13 protein-coding genes are annotated in these 16513 nt (G+C 68.4%); 4 read left to right on the forward strand and 9 right to left on the reverse strand.

Going from position 1 to position 16513, the window contains the following annotated elements:
- Positions 1–10 precede the first annotated feature (10 nt).
- From dnaK to N4G63_RS09550, 3 genes are all read left to right on the forward strand, one after another.
- Positions 11–1975 (forward strand): molecular chaperone DnaK, encoded by a 1965-nt coding sequence (gene dnaK, locus N4G63_RS09540; RefSeq protein WP_260788073.1) that lies wholly within the window; start codon positions 11–13, stop codon positions 1973–1975.
- Positions 1976–2100: 125 nt separating this feature from the next.
- Positions 2101–3246, forward strand: coding sequence for a molecular chaperone DnaJ (dnaJ, locus tag N4G63_RS09545; protein WP_260788074.1), 1146 nt, complete (start codon positions 2101–2103; stop codon positions 3244–3246).
- Between the two features lie 190 nt (positions 3247–3436).
- On the forward strand, positions 3437–5149 hold the full coding sequence (locus tag N4G63_RS09550) for a response regulator (protein ID WP_260788075.1): 1713 nt from the start codon (positions 3437–3439) through the stop codon (positions 5147–5149).
- A gap of 98 nt (positions 5150–5247) precedes the next feature.
- Here N4G63_RS09550 and N4G63_RS09555 read toward each other — a convergent pair whose 3' ends face one another.
- From N4G63_RS09555 to ppsA, 8 genes are all read right to left on the reverse strand, one after another.
- The gene (locus N4G63_RS09555; protein WP_260788077.1) at positions 5248–6441 is read right to left on the reverse strand and encodes a PA0069 family radical SAM protein; all 1194 of its coding nucleotides are present in this window, start codon (positions 6439–6441) and stop codon (positions 5248–5250) included.
- Positions 6442–6522: 81 nt separating this feature from the next.
- Positions 6523–7950, reverse strand: a complete 1428-nt coding sequence (dnaB, locus tag N4G63_RS09560) for a replicative DNA helicase (protein ID WP_260788078.1) — start codon at positions 7948–7950, stop codon at positions 6523–6525.
- Positions 7951–8121: 171 nt separating this feature from the next.
- On the reverse strand, positions 8122–8574 hold the full coding sequence (gene rplI / locus N4G63_RS09565) for a 50S ribosomal protein L9 (protein WP_260788079.1): 453 nt from the start codon (positions 8572–8574) through the stop codon (positions 8122–8124).
- A gap of 14 nt (positions 8575–8588) precedes the next feature.
- Positions 8589–8879 carry a 30S ribosomal protein S18 gene (rpsR, locus tag N4G63_RS09570; RefSeq protein WP_260788080.1) on the reverse strand — a complete coding sequence of 97 codons (291 nt, stop codon included), beginning with the start codon at positions 8877–8879 and terminating at the stop codon, positions 8589–8591.
- Positions 8880–8946: 67 nt separating this feature from the next.
- A complete protein-coding gene (gene priB, locus N4G63_RS09575; protein ID WP_260788083.1) occupies positions 8947–9237 on the reverse strand; it encodes a primosomal replication protein N in 291 nt (96 codons plus the stop codon).
- 41 nt (positions 9238–9278) lie between these two features.
- Complete coding sequence (gene rpsF / locus N4G63_RS09580; RefSeq protein WP_260788084.1) at positions 9279–9647, reverse strand: 30S ribosomal protein S6; 369 nt, start codon at positions 9645–9647, stop codon at positions 9279–9281.
- Positions 9648–9775: 128 nt separating this feature from the next.
- The gene (locus N4G63_RS09585; protein WP_314599621.1) at positions 9776–11920 is read right to left on the reverse strand and encodes a sodium:solute symporter family protein; all 2145 of its coding nucleotides are present in this window, start codon (positions 11918–11920) and stop codon (positions 9776–9778) included.
- Between the two features lie 90 nt (positions 11921–12010).
- Positions 12011–14419, reverse strand: a complete 2409-nt coding sequence (gene ppsA, locus N4G63_RS09590; RefSeq protein WP_314599622.1) for a phosphoenolpyruvate synthase — start codon at positions 14417–14419, stop codon at positions 12011–12013.
- A 277-nt stretch (positions 14420–14696) separates the two neighbouring features.
- Here ppsA and ppsR point away from each other — a divergent pair, with 277 nt between their 5' ends.
- A complete protein-coding gene (ppsR, locus tag N4G63_RS09595; RefSeq protein WP_260788087.1) occupies positions 14697–15521 on the forward strand; it encodes a posphoenolpyruvate synthetase regulatory kinase/phosphorylase PpsR in 825 nt (274 codons plus the stop codon).
- Here the strand turns inward: ppsR and N4G63_RS09600 are convergent.
- Positions 15515–16441 (reverse strand): PCC domain-containing protein, encoded by a 927-nt coding sequence (locus tag N4G63_RS09600; RefSeq protein WP_260788088.1) that lies wholly within the window; start codon positions 16439–16441, stop codon positions 15515–15517. The two genes, ppsR and N4G63_RS09600, sit on opposite strands and share 7 nt — an antisense overlap.
- Between the last annotated feature and the right edge of the window lie 72 nt (positions 16442–16513).

Here is a 16513-nt window from a genome sequence, read left to right on the forward strand (position 1 = left end):
GAGCAAGAACATGGGCAAGATCATCGGCATCGACCTGGGCACCACCAACTCGTGCGTGGCCATCATGGAAGGCAACACCACCAAGGTGATCGAGAACAGCGAGGGTGCGCGCACCACGCCGTCGATCATCGCCTACCAGGAGGACGGTGAGGTGCTGGTGGGCGCCAGCGCCAAGCGCCAGGCCGTCACCAACCCCCGCAACACGCTGTACGCGGTGAAGCGCCTGATCGGCCGCAAGTTCACCGAGAAGGAAGTGCAGAAGGACATCGACCTGATGCCCTACACCATCGCCGCTGCCGACAACGGCGACGCCTGGGTGGAAGTGCGCGGCAAGAAGCTGGCACCGCCGCAGGTCAGCGCCGAGGTGCTGCGCAAGATGAAGAAGACCGCCGAGGACTACCTTGGCGAAGAAGTGACCGAGGCCGTGATCACGGTGCCGGCCTACTTCAACGACAGCCAGCGCCAGGCCACCAAGGACGCCGGCCGCATTGCCGGCCTGGACGTCAAGCGCATCATCAACGAGCCCACCGCCGCGGCCCTGGCCTTCGGCCTGGACAAGCACGGCAAGGGCGACCGCAAGATCGCCGTGTACGACCTGGGCGGCGGCACCTTCGACATCTCGATCATCGAGATCGCCGACGTCGACGGCGAAAAGCAGTTCGAGGTGCTGAGCACCAACGGCGACACCTTCCTGGGCGGCGAAGACTTCGACCAGCGCATCATCGATTTCATCGTCACCGAGTTCAAGAAGGAACAAGGCGTCGACCTGAGCAAGGACGTGCTGGCCCTGCAGCGCCTGAAGGAAGCCGCCGAGAAGGCCAAGATCGAGCTGTCCAGCAACACGCAGACCGACGTCAACCTGCCCTACATCACGGCCGACGCCTCGGGCCCCAAGCACCTGAACATCAAGCTCACCCGCGCCAAGCTCGAGGCCCTGGTGGAAGAGCTGATCACCCGCACCATCGAGCCCTGCCGCGTGGCCATCAAGGACGCCGGCGTGAAGGTCTCGGACATCGACGACATCATCCTCGTCGGTGGCCAGAGCCGCATGCCCAAGGTGCAGGAGCAGGTCAAGGACTTCTTCGGCAAGGAGCCGCGCAAGGACGTCAACCCCGACGAGGCCGTGGCCGTGGGCGCCGCCGTGCAGGGCCAGGTGCTGTCGGGCGACCGCAAGGACGTGCTGCTGCTGGACGTCACCCCGCTGAGCCTGGGCATCGAAACCCTGGGCGGCGTGATGACCAAGATGATCAAGAAGAACACCACCATCCCGACCAAGTTTGCCCAGACCTTCTCCACCGCCGACGACAACCAGCCGGCCGTGACGATCAAGGTTTTCCAGGGCGAGCGCGAGATGGCGGTGGGCAACAAGATGCTGGGCGAGTTCAACCTCGAAGGCATCCCGCCGGCACCGCGCGGCCTGCCGCAGATCGAGGTGAGCTTCGACATCGACGCCAACGGCATCCTGCACGTGGGCGCCAAGGACAAGGCCTCGGGCAAGGAAAACAAGATCACCATCAAGGCCAACTCGGGCCTGTCGGAGGCCGAGATCGAGAAGATGGTCAAGGACGCCGAGGTCAACGCCGCCGAGGACCACAAGAAGTTCGAGCTGGCCACCGCGCGCAACCAGGCCGACGGCATGATCCACTCGGTGAAGAAGAGCCTCACCGACTACGGTGACAAGCTCGACGCCGACGAAAAGGCCAAGATCGAGGCCGCGCTGAAGGACGCCGAAGAATCGCTCAAGAGCGAGGACAAGGCCGCCATCGACGCCAAGGTCGAGACGCTGATGACCGCCAGCCAGAAGCTGGGCGAGAAGATGTACGCCGACCAGCAGGCTGCGGCCGGTGCCGCAGGTGCCGGTGCCGGCCCCGAGGCCGCCGCAGCGGCAGCCGCCGGTGCCGCCGGTGCCTCGGCCGGTGGCAAGAAGGCCGACGACGACGTGGTGGACGCGGAGTTCAAGGAAGTCCGCAAGTGATGGACGCGGCGGGCCCGGTGCCGATGCACCGGCCCACCGCTCCCCGAACCGCCGCGAGCGGGCCTGTGGGCGCGAAGCCCCCAGTCCGCCGCGGCGTTCCTGCTTGATCAAGACAGAGAACTTCCATGGCAAAGCGCGACTACTACGAGGTGCTTGGCGTCGCCAAGAACGCCTCGGACGAAGACATCAAGAAGGCCTACCGCAAGCTGGCCATGAAGTACCACCCTGACCGCAACCAGGGTGACGACGCCAAGAAGGCCGAGGAGAAATTCAAGGAGGTCAAGGAGGCCTACGAGATGCTCTCCGAGCCGCCCAAGCGCGCGGCCTACGACCAGTACGGCCACGCCGGGGTCGACCCCAACAGCGCCATGGGCCGTGGCGGCCCGGGCGCTGAAGGCTTTGGCGGTTTTGCCGAGGCCTTTGGCGACATCTTCGGCGACATCTTCAACGGCGGCCGGCGTGGCGGCGGCGGTGGTGGCCAGCAGGTCTACCGTGGCGCCGACCTCAGCTACGCGATGGAGATCTCGCTCGAAGAGGCCGCCAACGGCAAGGAGGCGCAGATCCGCATCCCCAGCTGGGACAGCTGCGACACCTGCCACGGCACCGGCGCCAAGCCCGGCACCAGCGTCAAGACCTGCCCCACCTGCAATGGCGCGGGCACGGTGCACATGCGCCAGGGCTTCTTCAGCATCCAGCAGACCTGCCCGCACTGCCACGGCAACGGCAAGGTGATCCCCGAGCCCTGCACCACCTGCAATGGCGCCGGCAAGATCAAGCGCCAGAAGACGCTGGAGGTCAAGATTCCGGCCGGCATCAACGAAGGCATGCGCATCCGCTCGGCCGGCAACGGCGAGCCCGGCACCAATGGCGGCCCCGCGGGCGATCTCTACATCGAGATCCGCATCAAGGAGCACGACATCTTCGAACGCGATGGCGACGACCTGCACTGCACGGTGCCGGTGTCGTTCACCACCGTGGCGCTGGGCGGCACGATCGAGGTGCCCACGCTGGCCGGCAAGGCCGAGATCGAGCTGCCCGAAGGCACCCAGCACGGCAAGACCTTCCGCCTGCGCGGCAAGGGCATCAAGGGCCTGCGCTCGAGCTACCCCGGCGACCTCTACGCCCACGTGGCGGTGGAGACCCCGGTCAAGCTCACCGAGCACCAGCGCAAGCTGCTCAAGGAGCTGGACGACTCGCTCAAGAAGGGCGGCGAGAAACACTCGCCCAACGCCAAGAGCTGGACCGACCGGGTCAAGGACCTGTTCAAGTAAACGCCGCGGCGGCCGAGGTGGCACACAAACTGTCAACCTCGTCGCACGCCCGGCCGGCTTGAGCGGCTGAACACGACGGACCACTGCAGATCCGGCCACTGGCGGCCGAAAACCGCAGACCTGGCGCCCCCTCCGCATGCTGCGGCCGGGGGCGATGCCAGGGTGCCATTTTTCGGAGCAGTTGCCGGCCATGTCCGAAGTCACAGCCTTTGCCGGTACCCGCGCGCTCGTCATCGAGTGCAGCGCCGCAATGCGGCACACCATCTCGCAGCAGTTGCGCGACTTCGGCATTGCCGCTGTCGACACTGCGCGCGGCCTGATCGACGGCCGCGAAAAGCTGGAACGCACCCACTACGACTTCGTGCTCTGCGCCGACCGCCTGGACGGCAGCGGCATGGACGGCCAGCAACTGCTGGAAGAACTGCGCCGCGATGCGCTGCTGCCGCACACCACGGTGTTTCTGATGCTGGCCGGCGAGGCCACCTTCACCCGCGTGACCGAGGCCGCCGAGGCCGCGCTCGACAGCTACCTGCTGCGCCCCTACCGCGCCAACGACCTGCTCATCCGCCTGCAGGCCGCTCGCCACCGCAAGCAGGTGCTGGCACCGCTGTTCGAGGCCCTCAACCGCGGTGATCTGGATGCCGCGGTGGCCGCCTGCCTGGCCCACCACGCCCAGCAGGGCCAGTTCGCCACGCTGTGCCTGCGCACCGCCGCCGAGCTGCAGCTGCGGCACCGGCGCGTGGACGAGGCCAGCCGGCTGTTCCAGCTGCAGGCCGACAGCACGGGCGCCATGTGGGCCCGGCTGGGCCTGGCGCGCAGCGCGCTGGCGCTGGGCCAGCTGCCGGTGGCGCAGCAGCAGCTCGATGCGCTGACCGAGAGCGGCGCCGAATCCCCCGACCTGCTGGACGTGCGCAGCGGCCTGGCCATCGAAAACGGCGAATTCGATGCCGCACTGGCGGCCAGCCGCCGCGCTGTCGAGCTCACGCCCTACTGCATGCTGCGCCTGCAGTCCTGCGGCGCGATGGCCTTCTACCAGCGGCAGGACTCGCTGGCGCTGGACATGCTGGAACGCACCCGGTCGATCGACCCGCAGTCGCGCCTGTTCGACGCGATGAGCTGGATGTTCCTGGCCCTGCTGTACTTCGATGCCGGCGCGGCCAAGGGCCTGATCGACGCGCGCAAGGGCCTGGTGGCGATGCAGCAGCGCTACCCGGCCTCGCGCCGGCTCAAGCGCCTGCTGTCGGCCGCCGAGATGCTGGTGTCGCTGGTGCAGATGCATGCCGACGAGGCGCTGTCGCAGCTCGATGCCCTGGTCGACGAGCGCCACGATGCCGACTTCGACGTCGAAGCCGCGCTGTTGTCGGTGGCCGTCTGGTGCCGGTTTCCGCAGCAGGAGCTGGGCGCGGCACGCCAGGAGCGGGTGATTTCCGAGCTGGCGCAGCGGCACGCGGCCTCGCCGGCCGCCTGCGCTGCGCTGCGTGGCCTGGCCGCACGCAACACGCCGGTGCTGCGCCTGCTTGAAAAAGGCATCGACGCCGTCGAATCGCTGGCCCAGCGGCACCGCCAGCGCGCACCCGACGGCGACGAGATCCTGGCCCTGCAGGCCCTGCTGAACGATGCCGAGCGCACGATGAACCCGCGCCTGATCAACCTGGCCCTGCACCTGCTGGGGCCCGAACCGGCCGACGCCGAGGCCTCGCCGCGCATGGTGCTGCGCCTGCACGCCAACGAGTTGCGCGACACCGTGTGCCGGCCGATCACCGTGACCGCCGGCATGCGCCGCAGCGGCCGCAGCGCCGGTGGCATGGTGCTGCGCCTGAACAGCATGGCGCCGGCACCTGACCTGGCCCCGATGCTCAGCGCCGATGACCGCGCCCGCGAATGGGCCGAGCCGGTGGACTGACCAGGCTGCAACAACCGGTCGCGCAGCAGCAGGCCGCAGCCTCCAATCGCCAATCGCCAATCGCCAATCGCCAATCGCCAATCGCCAATCGCCAATCGCTAGAACAGGCTGCCCTGCGCCGGCTGCAGCGGCGCCGCCATGGCGGCGCTGGCGCCCTGGCCGGGCCGGGCCCGTGTGCTGGCCATGCCGGCATCCGCCGGCCGGCTGAACTGCGACAAATCCAGCGGCGCGCGCGCGCGTGACAGGCCCAGCCGCGCGCAGGCCTTGTGAAAGCGCTGGCGCAGCAGCTGCGCCCACACGCCCGAGCCGATCATGCGCTCGCCGAAGCGGCTGGTGTTGTCCTGGCCGCCGCGCATCTCGCGCACGCGGGCCATCACGCGGGCTGCACGGTCTGGAAAGTGCTGATTCAGCCAGTGCTGGAACAGCGGGTTCACCTCCCACGGCAGGCGCAGCACGATGCAGAAGGCCGAGCTGGCACCGGCCTCGCGCGCGGCTTCCAGAATGCGTTCGAGCTCGGGTTCGTTCAGAAACGGCACCATCGGCGACACGCTCACCCCCACCGGCACGCCGGCGTCGGCCAACCGCCGGATGGTGAGCAGGCGGCGTGCCGGGCTGGCTGCCCGGGGCTCCATCAGCCGCGCCAGCCCGGCGTCGAGCGTGGTGACCGACACATGCACCGAGGCCAGGCCCTGCGCGGCCAGTGGCGCGATCAGGTCGAGGTCGCGCTCGACGCCGGCCGACTTGGTGATCACCGAGAACGCATGGCGGTATTCGCCCAGCACCTCGATCAGGCCACGCGTGATGCGCAACCGGCGCTCCACCGGTTGGTAGGCATCGGTGACCGAGCCGATGTTCAGCGCCTTGGGCACATAGCCCGGCGCGGCCAGGGCCTGGCGCAACCGCGCCACGGCGTTGACCTTGGCCACGATGTGGGTCTCGAAGTCGATGCCGGGCGACAGGTTCAGATAGCTGTGCGTCGGCCGCGCGTAGCAGTAGATGCAACCATGCTCGCAACCGCGGTAGGGGTTGATCGACAGATCAAAGCCGATGTCGGGCGAGTTGTTGGCGCTGAGGATGCTCTTGACCTGCTCGTCGAACACCTGGGTGGGCGGCGGCATGGGGCCGTCGCCTGAGGCGTCGTCGTCGCTGGCCGGCCCCCAGCCGTCGTCGAAGCCTTCGCGCTGATCAGCGTTGAAGCGGTGCGGCAGGGCCCAGACGGTGCCGCGGCCCTTGAGCGGGTCTTGCGCCTGCGGCGGGTGGCAGGGCTGGATAGGGATGAAGCGGCGCGACATACTGTAAATCTATACAGCTGCATCGCGCTTGTCCAGCGGCGGCACGCGCCGCTGGCGGATCAAGGCCGGGTCAAGGCCGGATCAGTACTCGCCGCTGGCCATGCCCGGGGCCAGGTTGTCGAACTTGGTCAGCGGCTTCAGGAAGGTGAGCTTCACCGTGCCCACCGGGCCGTTACGCTGCTTGGCGATGATGATCTCGGCCACGCCCGGCTCCTTGGACTCCTTGTTGTAGTACTCGTCGCGGTAGATGAACATGATCACGTCCGCGTCCTGCTCGATGGCGCCCGATTCGCGCAGGTCGCTCATCATCGGCCGCTTGTCGGGGCGGGTTTCAACCGAGCGGTTCAGCTGCGACAGCGCAATCACCGGGCACTGCAGCTCCTTGGCCAGGGCCTTCATGCTGCGCGAGATCTCGCTCAGCTCGGTGGCGCGGTTTTCGCCCGCCGACGAAGACGAGCCGCTCATCAGCTGCAGGTAGTCGATGACGATCAGGCCCAGCGTGCCGCCAAACTGCCGCGCCATGCGGCGGGCACGCGCGCGCAGCTCCGACGGGTTGAGCGCCGGGGTCTCGTCGATGAACAGATGCGCCTTGCCCAGACGCTCGGCGGCCTCGGTCAGGCGGGTCCACTCGTCGTCGCGCAGGCGGCCGGTGCGCAGGCCGCTCTGGTCGATGCGACCCAGCGAGCCGATCATGCGCAGTGCCAGCTGCGAGGCGCCCATTTCCATCGAGAACACCAGCACCGGCAGGCCTTCGTTGACGGCCACCGCCTCGGCAATGTTCAGCGCAAAGGCGGTCTTGCCCATCGACGGGCGCGCCGCCAGGATGATCAGGTCGCCCTTTTGCATGCCGGCGGTCATGCGGTCGAAGTCGAAGTAGCCGGTGCGCACGCCGGTCACCTCTTCGGCGCCGTTCTCGGCCAGCTCGGTCACGCGGTCGATCAGTTGCATCGTCAGCTTGTCGATGCCGATGAAGCCCTGCTTGTTGCGTGAGCCTTCTTCGCCGATCTTGAAGATCTTGCCCTCGGCCTCGTCGAGCACGGCCGACACCGCGCGGCCCTGCGGATTGAAGGCGGCGGTGGCAATCTCGTCCGACGCGCTGATCAGCTTGCGCAGGATGGCGCGCTCGCGCACGATCTCGGCATAACGCCGCATGTTGGCGGCGCTTGGCACGCTCTGGGCCAGCGCGTTCAGGTAGGCCAGGCCACCCACCTGCTCGGCCTTGCCGTGGCTTTGCAGCTGCTCGAACACGGTGATCACGTCGGCCGGCTTGCTGGCGTTGATCAGGCCGGCCACGGCGATGAAGATCTCGCGGTGCTCCCAGCGGTAGAAATCGCCCTCGGTGATCTGGTCGCCGGCGCGATCCCAGGCCATGTTGTCGATCAGCAGGCCGCCGAGCACGCTTTGCTCGGCTTCGATCGAGTGCGGCGGCACGCGCAGGCGCGCCACCTCGTCGTCGCCATCGGGGCCCGGCGCGAGGCCGGAGGAAGCAGAGCGGAAGGCGGTCGACATCGTTCGCAAATCATAAGCCGCACGGCGCGACGCGCCTGTGGGCAAGGCTGTGGAGATCCAGGGGATGAGCGGGGGACAAGCCCGATCGCGTGCAATCGGCCGCCACCAATGAAAACGGGGCCGGTACAACCGGCCCCGTTCAAGGACGTGAATCTCGGCGCAGACGCGAGATCAGTCGGCGGCAGCCACGACCTGGACGGTCATCTCAACTACCACGTCGGTGTGCGCGGCCACCGACACCGGGTGCTCGCCCACGGTCTTCAGCGGGCCGTTGGGCATGCGCACCTGGGACTTGACGACGTCGTAGCCCAGCTTCTTCAGGCTGTCGGCCACATCGGCGTTGGTCACCGAGCCGAACAGACGACCGTCGACGCCGGCCTTCTGGCCGATGCTGACGGTGATGCCCGACATGCGCTGGCCCAGGGCTTGCGCCACGGACAGCTTCTCGGCGGCCACCTTCTCGAGCTCGGCGCGACGGGCCTCGAACTCTTTGATGGCGGCTTCGGTGGCGCGACGCGCCAGCTTGGTGGGGATCAGGAAGTTGCGGGCGTAGCCGTCCTTCACCTTGACCACATCACCCAGATTGCCCAGGTTGGCAACCTTCTCGAGCAGGATCACTTGCATGGTCGTTGCTCCCTTCAGACCTTGTGCTGGTCGCTGTACGGCAGCAGCGCCAGGAATCGGGCGCGCTTGATGGCCGTGGTCAGCTGACGCTGGTAATAAGCGCGGGTGCCGGTCAGGCGCGCCGGGGTGATCTTGCCGTTCTCGCCGACGAAGTCACGCAGCTGATCCACGTCCTTGTAGTCGATCGAGACGACGTTGGCGACGGTGAAACGGCAGAACTTCTTGCGCTTGAACAGCAGCGACTGCGTGTTGCGCTTGGGCTTGCGATCCTTGGAGCCTTTGCCCCTACCACGCGACATGGCCATGGTGTACCTCTTGTGCGAATGCGTTGATGTGCGATGAACCGGAGCCCGAAATCCACAAAGGGATGTGTCAGGCCTCGGCGCTGAGCGAAGTGATGTGGAAGAGCAGGCCGCGTCCGTTGCGCATGCTGGCCAGAAAACCGGCAAAGATGCCGTGGTCTCCCAGCGCCAGCGCACCAAGTGGTCGTGTGATCTCGCCAATGGCCACCGCGCGGATCTCGAGAGAGACCTTGCGGGGCTGCCCGTCCTCGGTGACGGTCGATGCATGCAGCAATCGACAGTCGAGTGCCGGAAGACCGGCGGGCGTGTAGCGCACGACCCCTCGCTCGAGCAGTTGCGCCGACAGAACCATGCGGTTCATGCCTGGCGCGCCGGCATCGGGCGCGGCAGCTGCTGCCTCGATCAGCTCGCGGCCTCCTGGGACACGACGGCCTTGCGGGCCTCTTCCTTCTCGACCGCCTTCATCATCACCGACGGGGTGGTCTCGGCCTTTTCCTTGGCCACGGTGAGGTGGCGCAGCACGGCGTCGTTGTAGCGGAAGCCGGTCTCGAGCTCGACCAGGATTTCCTTGGTCGTCTCGATGTTCAGGCACACGTAGTGGGCCTTGGCCAGCTTCTGGATCTGGTAGGCCAGCTGACGGCGACCCCAGTCCTCGACGCGGTGCACCTTGCCGCCAGCGGCGGTGACCACACCCTTGTAACGTTCCAGCATGGCCGGAACCTGCTCGCTTTGATCCGGATGGATCAGCAGCACGATCTCGTAATGACGCATGAACACTCCTTGTGGATTTCGCGGCAGCACGCTTCCGGCATGGAGTCCGGCATGAGGCCTTCACGAAAGCTGCCCGGCGGCGTCTGATTTCAGCCGGTGCAGCAGGGATGAAAAGGGCAAGCCGATGATTATAGCGCGGACGGCGGCGCAAAGCCACGGCTGGCCCGCGCGGCGGCCGGCAGGGGCCGGTGCAGCTCGTCCACCAGGGCCTGGCCCTCGTCGTCGGGCCGACGGCCCAGCAGGCTGGCCAGCACCAGCACCGCGCACCCCACCGGCACGCCGAACACGCCGGCGGCCATCGGGTCGATGCCGAACCAGCGGCCGTCGTTGGCGGCACCGGCCAGGCCCATCCACTGGCCCCACCACTCGCGCGGCCCGGGCAGGTTGCGCAGCATGTACCACAGCGTCATGGCCACGCCGGCCAGCATGCCGGCCACCGCGCCGGTGCGGTTGGCGCGGCGCCAGAAGATGCCCAGCACCAGCGCCGGAAAAAACGCCGCCGCCGCCAGCGAGAAGGCCGCGGTGACGAAGGGCAGGATGTCGGCCAGCCGCAGCGAGGCGACCCAGGCCGCCAGCACCGCGGTGAACAGCACCATCAGCTTGCTCATCATCACCCGCTTGATGGCCGAGGCCTTGGGGTTGACCATGCGGAAGTAGAAGTCGTGCGCCAGCGCGTTGCTGATGGTCAGCAGCAGGCCATCGGCGGTGGACAGCGCGGCCGCCAGTCCGCCGGCGGCCACCAGGTAGGTCACCACCAGCGGCATGCCCCCCAGCTCGGGCGCGGCCAGCACAACCAGGTCGGCACCCAGGCGCAGCTCGGCCAGCTGCAGCAGACCGTCGCCATTGATGTCTTCCACGGCCAGCAGGTTGGGGTCGAGCTTGCTCCAGCGCCGCAGCCAGTCGGGCAGGCTGCCGAACGAGGTGCCCAGCAGCTCGGTGAACACCTGGTACTTGACCATCACCGCCAGCGCCGGCGCACTGACATACAGCAGCACGATGAAGATCAGCGACCAGCCCACCGAGCGCCGGGCCTCGGCCACCGTGGGTGTGGTGTAGTAACGGGTCAGCACATGCGGCATGGCGGCAGTGCCCAGCATCAGGCACAGCACCAGGGCCAGGAAGTTGGCACGCGGCCAGCCGCTGCCCTTGGGGTCGTCGGCCGGCACCTCGGCCTGTGGTGCCAGCCCGGCCAGCGGCCGCGCCTGCGCGCGCGACTGCTCCAGCTCGCGCTGGTAAGCGGCGCGCGCATCGCTCTCGGCGCGCGGCATGCGCTCGAGCGCACGCTCGGCCTGCTGGATGCGCGCCAGCGGCGCGTTCTCGGCGCGCAGGCGCTCGATCTCGGCGGCCCGCTGCAGGCTGTCGGCGGCCATCGCCGCGGGCACGTCGGTGAGCTTGCGCTGCGCCTCGGCGGCGCGCGCGGTCAGCAGCTCGCGCACCTCGAGCTCGGCCGGATCGACCCGCAGGGCCGTCTCGCGCTCGGTGACGATGCTCAGCTGCTGGCGGTAGTCGAGCAGCGGCAGCCACGAGCCGGTCTGCTGCTGGCTGAGCCAGAACACCGGCACCGTGTAGGCGATGATCAGCACGATGTACTGCGCCACCTGGGTCCAGGTAACGGCGCGCATGCCGCCCAGAAAGCTGCACACCAGCACGCCGCCCAGGCCGACGAAGATGCCGATCTCGAACGAGAAGCCGGTGAGGTGCGAGGTGATCAGGCCCACGCCGTAGACCTGCACCACCACGTAGACGAAGCTGACCAGCACGGTGGCGGTCAGCGCGATCAGCCGCGGCCAGCGCCCGCCGTAGCGCGCGCCGATGAAGTCAGGGATCGTGAACTGGCCGAAGCGCCGCAGGTACGGCGCCAGCAGCACCGCCACCAGGCAGTAGCCGCCGGTCCAGCCCAGGATGTAGGCCAGGCCGTTGAAGCCCTGCAGGTACAGCACGCCGGCGGTGCCGATGAAGGACGCCGCGCTCATCCAGTCGGCGGCGGTGGCCATGCCGTTGTACATGGCCGGCACGCGGCGGCCGGCCACGTAGTACTCCAGCTCGTCGGTGGTGCGACTGAGCAGGCCGATGGCCGCATACACCAGCACCGTGGCGATCAGAAAGCTGGCGCCGATCCAGTTGCGCGACCAGCCGCTTTTCTCCAGCGCCGCGAGCATGCCCACGAACACCACCACGCCCACGGTGAACAGGCCGTAGCGCCGGTGCAGGCGTCGCGTGAAGCGCTGCGTGTGCTCGAAGCTGGCGCTGGCGCGGGAGTCGGTGCTGGGCATCGGGCGCCAGCATAGCGCCCGAGTCCCTTACGCAGGCTGACAGCCGGGGTCAGCCCGGCGGGCAGCGGCACACAAGGTGCCGGCGGCGGCTCAGGACTTGGCGAGCTGGGTCCAGGTCTCGATCACCGAATCGGGGTTCAGCGAGATCGACACGATGCCCTCGTCGGCCAGCCACTGCGCGAAGTCGGGGTGGTCGCTGGGGCCCTGGCCGCAGATGCCCACGTACTTGCCGGTGGCCCGGCAGGCGGCGATGGCGCGGCTGATCATGGCCTTGACGGCCGGATCACGCTCGTCGAAATCGGCCGCCAGCAGCGCCATGCCCGAGTCGCGGTCGAGGCCCAGGGTCAGCTGGGTCAGGTCGTTCGAGCCGATCGACATGCCGTCGAAATGCTCGAGGAACTGGTCGGCCAGGATGGCGTTGCTGGGCACCTCGCACATCATGATCACGCGCAGGCCCTGCTGGCCACGCGCCAGGCCGCGGCCGGCCAGCAGGCCGATCACGCGCTCGGCCTGGCTGACCGTGCGCACGAAGGGCACCATGATCTCGACGTTGGTGAGGCCCATGTCGTTGCGCACGCGCTTGAGCGCCTCGCACTCCATGCCGAAGGCATCGGCAAAGTCGCCGCTGATGTAGCGGCTGGCGCCGCGGAAGCCCAGCATCGGGTTCTCTTCATCGGGCTCGTAGCGCGAGCCGCCGATCAGCTTCCTGTACTCGTTGCTCTTGAAGTCGGACAGGCGCACGATCACCGGCTTGGGCCAGAAGGCCGCGGCGATGGTGGCCACGCCCTCGACCAGCTTGTCGACGTAGAACGCGCGCGGGCTGGCATGGCCACGCGCCACCGACTCGACGGCCTTCTTCAGGTCGGTGTCGATGTTGGGATAGTCGAGGATGGCCTTCGGGTGCACGCCGATGTAGTTGTTGATGATGAACTCCAGCCGCGCCAGGCCGACGCCGCTGTTGGGGATCTGCGCAAACTCGAAGGCCAGCTGCGGGTTGCCCACGTTCATCATGATCTTGACCGGGCAGTACGGCAGCTCGCCGCGCTGCACCTCGGTGACCTCGGTCTCGAGCAGGCCGTCGTAGATGACGCCGGTATCGCCTTCCGAGCACACCACGGTGACCAGCGCACCGTCGGTCAGCACCTCGGTGGCGTCGCCGCAGCCCACCACGGCCGGAATGCCGAGCTCGCGCGCGATGATGGCCGCGTGGCAGGTGCGGCCGCCGCGGTTGGTGACGATGGCGCTGGCGCGCTTCATCACCGGCTCCCAGTTGGGATCGGTCATGTCGGCCACCAGCACGTCACCGGGCTGCACCTGGTCCATGTCGGCGGGCGAGTGCACGATGCGTACCGGGCCGGTACCGATCTTCTGGCCGATGGCCCGGCCCTCGGCCAGCACCGCACTGCGCTGCGCCGGGCTGCCCTTGACCTTGTACTTGTACTCGACCTGGCCGGCGGCCTGGCTCTTCACGGTCTCGGGGCGGGCCTGCAGGATGTAGAGCTTGCCGTCGCTGCCGTCCTTGCCCCACTCGATGTCCATCGGCCGGCCGTAGTGCTGCTCGATGATCAGCGCGTACTTGGCCAGCTCGATCACGTCGGCATCGGCCAGCGCATAGCGGTTGCGCTGCTCGGGCGGCGTGTCCACGGTCTTCACCAGCTTGCCGCTGGCGGCGCGCTCTTCAGGCGACGCGAACTCCATGCGGATCAGCTTGGAGCCCAGGTTGCGGCGGATGATCGGCAGCTTGCCGCTCTTCAGGCCCGGCTTGTGCACGTAGAACTCGTCGGGGTTGACGGCGCCCTGCACCACCGTCTCGCCCAGGCCGTAGCTGGCGGTGATGAAGACCACGTCCTCGAAGCCGCTCTCGGTGTCGATGGTGAACATCACGCCGGCGGAGCCCAGGTCGGAGCGCACCATGCGCTGCACGCCGGCCGACAAGGCCACGTCGGCATGGGCAAAGCCCTTGTGCACGCGGTAGCTGATGGCGCGGTCGTTGTAGAGGCTGGCAAACACCTCCTTCATCTTGTGCAGCACGTCCTCGATGCCATGCACGTTCAGGAAGGTTTCCTGCTGGCCGGCAAACGATGCGTCGGGCAGATCCTCGGCGGTGGCCGACGAGCGCACCGCAAAGCTGGCCTCGAGGTTGTCGGCGGTGAGCGCCGCGAACGACTCGCGCACCGCCGCCTCCAGCGCGGGCGGGAACGGGGCGTCGGTGAGCCAGCCGCGGATCTCGGCACCGGCGGCCACCAGCGCCTTGACGTCGTCGACATCCAGCGTGGCCAGGCGCGCGTTGATCTTCTCGGTGAGCCCGCCGTGCGCGAGGAACTCGCGGAAGGCATGCGCCGTGGTGGCAAAGCCGCCCGGCACCCGCACGCCCGAAGCGGCGAGCTGGCTGATCATTTCGCCGAGGCTGGCGTTCTTGCCGCCGACCACCTCGACGTCGGTCATTCTCAGCTGCTCGAACGGTACGACCAGGGCGGTCGCCAGATGGATAGTGGACATGGGAAAACTCCGTGATGATGGGAAATCGGTGCCACCCGGCGGCGGGCAAAGCGGCTCGGACGGGGCGTCGTGCGGGGGGCGCAGGACAGGCCGCGGGCTCGCGCAAGTGCACTCGATGCTTCGAGTTGTCGGGGGGTGCACAAGGGGCTCATCGCGACGGGGCCTCGGTCGGAGGGAAGTCGGGCTTCGGGCCGGTGGGGTGGAATTCGCCGGATTCTACGGACGATGCCCCTATCATCCCTGAACCGCACCTGAACGCACCCCTACAGCAGCGCCCATGCCCAACCGCAGCGTGTTCTTTGTCTCGGACGGCACCGGCATCACTGCCGAGACCTTCGGCAACTCGATCCTGGCGCAGTTTCCGGGCAAGCCCCGGCATGTGCGCCGGCCCTTCATCGACTCGGTCGACAAGGCCCGCGCCGTGCTGGGCGAGATCAACCAGGTGGCCGACGCCGAGGGCCGCAAGCCCATCGTCTTCATCACCCTGGTCAACGACGAGGTGCGGCGCATCATCACCGAGCCCGGCTGCCGCGGCCTGGTGCTCGACATGTTCCGCCACTTTGTCGAGCCGCTCGAGGACGAGTTCAAGGTCAAGAGCAACCACCGCGTGGGCCGCTTCTCGGATGCCGCCAAGAGCACCGAGTACAACGACCGCATCGAGGCCATCAACTTCAGCCTGGCGCATGACGACGGCCAGAGCGCGCGCAACCTCGATGCGGCCGATGTCATCTTGCTGGGCGTGAGCCGCTGCGGCAAGACGCCGACCAGCCTGTACCTGGCCATGCAGCACGGCATCAAGGCCGCCAACTACCCGCTGATCCCCGAGGACTTCGAGCGCAACAAGCTGCCCTCGTCGCTGGTACCGCACCTCAAGAAGTGCTTCGGCCTGACCATCGACCCCGAGCGGCTCTCGCAGATCCGCAACGAGCGCCGGCCCGACAGCAAGTACGCCGCGCTGGACAACTGCCGCTACGAGGTGCACGCCGCCGAGACGCTGATGCGCCGCAGCAGCATCGGCTGGCTGAGCAGCACGCACAAGTCGATCGAAGAAATCGCCACCACCATCCTGCGCGACATCCGGCCCGACCGTTTGATCTACTGATCGGCCTCGAGCACCAGCTCGAAGGTCACCAGCACCGGGTTGCGGCCACGCGCCAGGCGGCCATCGGCCAGGCCACCGGTGTGGTCGACCAGGCTCACGTCGAGCTCGGCGCGCAGCTCGCCATCGGGCCGGCCGCCCTCGGGCGCGATGCGGCCGGCGCGCACCAGGGTCTCGGTGACAAAGGGCTCGACCACGCGGCCGTCGTTGAACACCGCGCCCACCGTGCTGCCCACCCCGCCACGCACCGTGGCCCGGCGGATGCCATGCGCGCGGCACAAGGCCTCCAGCGACAGGCAGACGTCGGTGTTGGGTGCCAGGCGCACGGCCAGCGCGCCGGCGGGCGCGGCGTGGCCCGGGCCGCCTGCGGCGCCATCGGCCACCGGCTGAAACAGCGAGAACGCGGTCTCGGCATCGGCCCGCACCTCGAAGCCGGCACCCTGCAGCAGCCAGGCCCGCGCCGGCATCGGCTCGGTCAGCACCGCCTCGGTCGGCAGCACATGGCCGCAGCGCCGCTGTCCCTGCGCGTCCAGCCAGTCGGCATGGCAGTGCAGAAAGGGCTGGCCCTCGCGCTGGCCGTAGGTGACCGTGGCATCGCGCAGCCGCACCGCTTGCGCGGCGTCGAAGCGGTCGCTGAAGTAGACGGCATGGGCGGGCGTCTTCGCGCGTGCCGGCATCACCCAGGCAAACGGAAACATCGCCGCATCACGCCCCGGCTCGCCCAGCCGCAGCACGGCCGAGCGGCACGGCGCGGGCAGGCCGCGGGCCTGCGCGGCGGCGTCCAGTGCCTCGCGCACCGCGGCCAGCAGGCTGCGGCCCGGTTCAAGCGTCAGCGCCAGCTCGCACAGGGTGGCCGGCGCCACCTGGTGGCGCTGCGCCGCCACCGGGCCGGGGTGGCGGATCTCGCGGGTCAGCTGCGGCATGGCGTGCGGGGGTGCGGGGGTGCGGGGGTGCGGGGGTGCGGGCGTGCGGGCGTGGGGCGTTCGTGCGGGCGT

The sequence above is a fragment of the Aquabacterium sp. OR-4 genome (assembly GCF_025290835.2).
GTDB lineage: Bacteria > Pseudomonadota > Gammaproteobacteria > Burkholderiales > Burkholderiaceae_C > Pseudaquabacterium.

Coding starts and splice junctions, on each gene's coding strand:
- dnaK (WP_260788073.1), top strand. CDS start 11: ATGGGCAAGATCATCGGCATCGACCTGGGCACCACCAACTCGTGCGTG.
- N4G63_RS09585 (WP_314599621.1), bottom strand. CDS start 11,920: ATGCCCAGCACCGACTCCCGCGCCAGCGCCAGCTTCGAGCACACGCAG.
- rpsF (WP_260788084.1), bottom strand. CDS start 9,647: ATGCGTCATTACGAGATCGTGCTGCTGATCCATCCGGATCAAAGCGAG.
- dnaB (WP_260788078.1), bottom strand. CDS start 7,950: ATGTCGACCGCCTTCCGCTCTGCTTCCTCCGGCCTCGCGCCGGGCCCC.
- N4G63_RS09550 (WP_260788075.1), top strand. CDS start 3,437: ATGTCCGAAGTCACAGCCTTTGCCGGTACCCGCGCGCTCGTCATCGAG.
- dnaJ (WP_260788074.1), top strand. CDS start 2,101: ATGGCAAAGCGCGACTACTACGAGGTGCTTGGCGTCGCCAAGAACGCC.
- rpsR (WP_260788080.1), bottom strand. CDS start 8,879: ATGGCCATGTCGCGTGGTAGGGGCAAAGGCTCCAAGGATCGCAAGCCC.
- rplI (WP_260788079.1), bottom strand. CDS start 8,574: ATGCAAGTGATCCTGCTCGAGAAGGTTGCCAACCTGGGCAATCTGGGT.
- ppsA (WP_314599622.1), bottom strand. CDS start 14,419: ATGTCCACTATCCATCTGGCGACCGCCCTGGTCGTACCGTTCGAGCAG.
- ppsR (WP_260788087.1), top strand. CDS start 14,697: ATGCCCAACCGCAGCGTGTTCTTTGTCTCGGACGGCACCGGCATCACT.
- N4G63_RS09600 (WP_260788088.1), bottom strand. CDS start 16,441: ATGCCGCAGCTGACCCGCGAGATCCGCCACCCCGGCCCGGTGGCGGCG.
- priB (WP_260788083.1), bottom strand. CDS start 9,237: ATGAACCGCATGGTTCTGTCGGCGCAACTGCTCGAGCGAGGGGTCGTG.
- N4G63_RS09555 (WP_260788077.1), bottom strand. CDS start 6,441: ATGTCGCGCCGCTTCATCCCTATCCAGCCCTGCCACCCGCCGCAGGCG.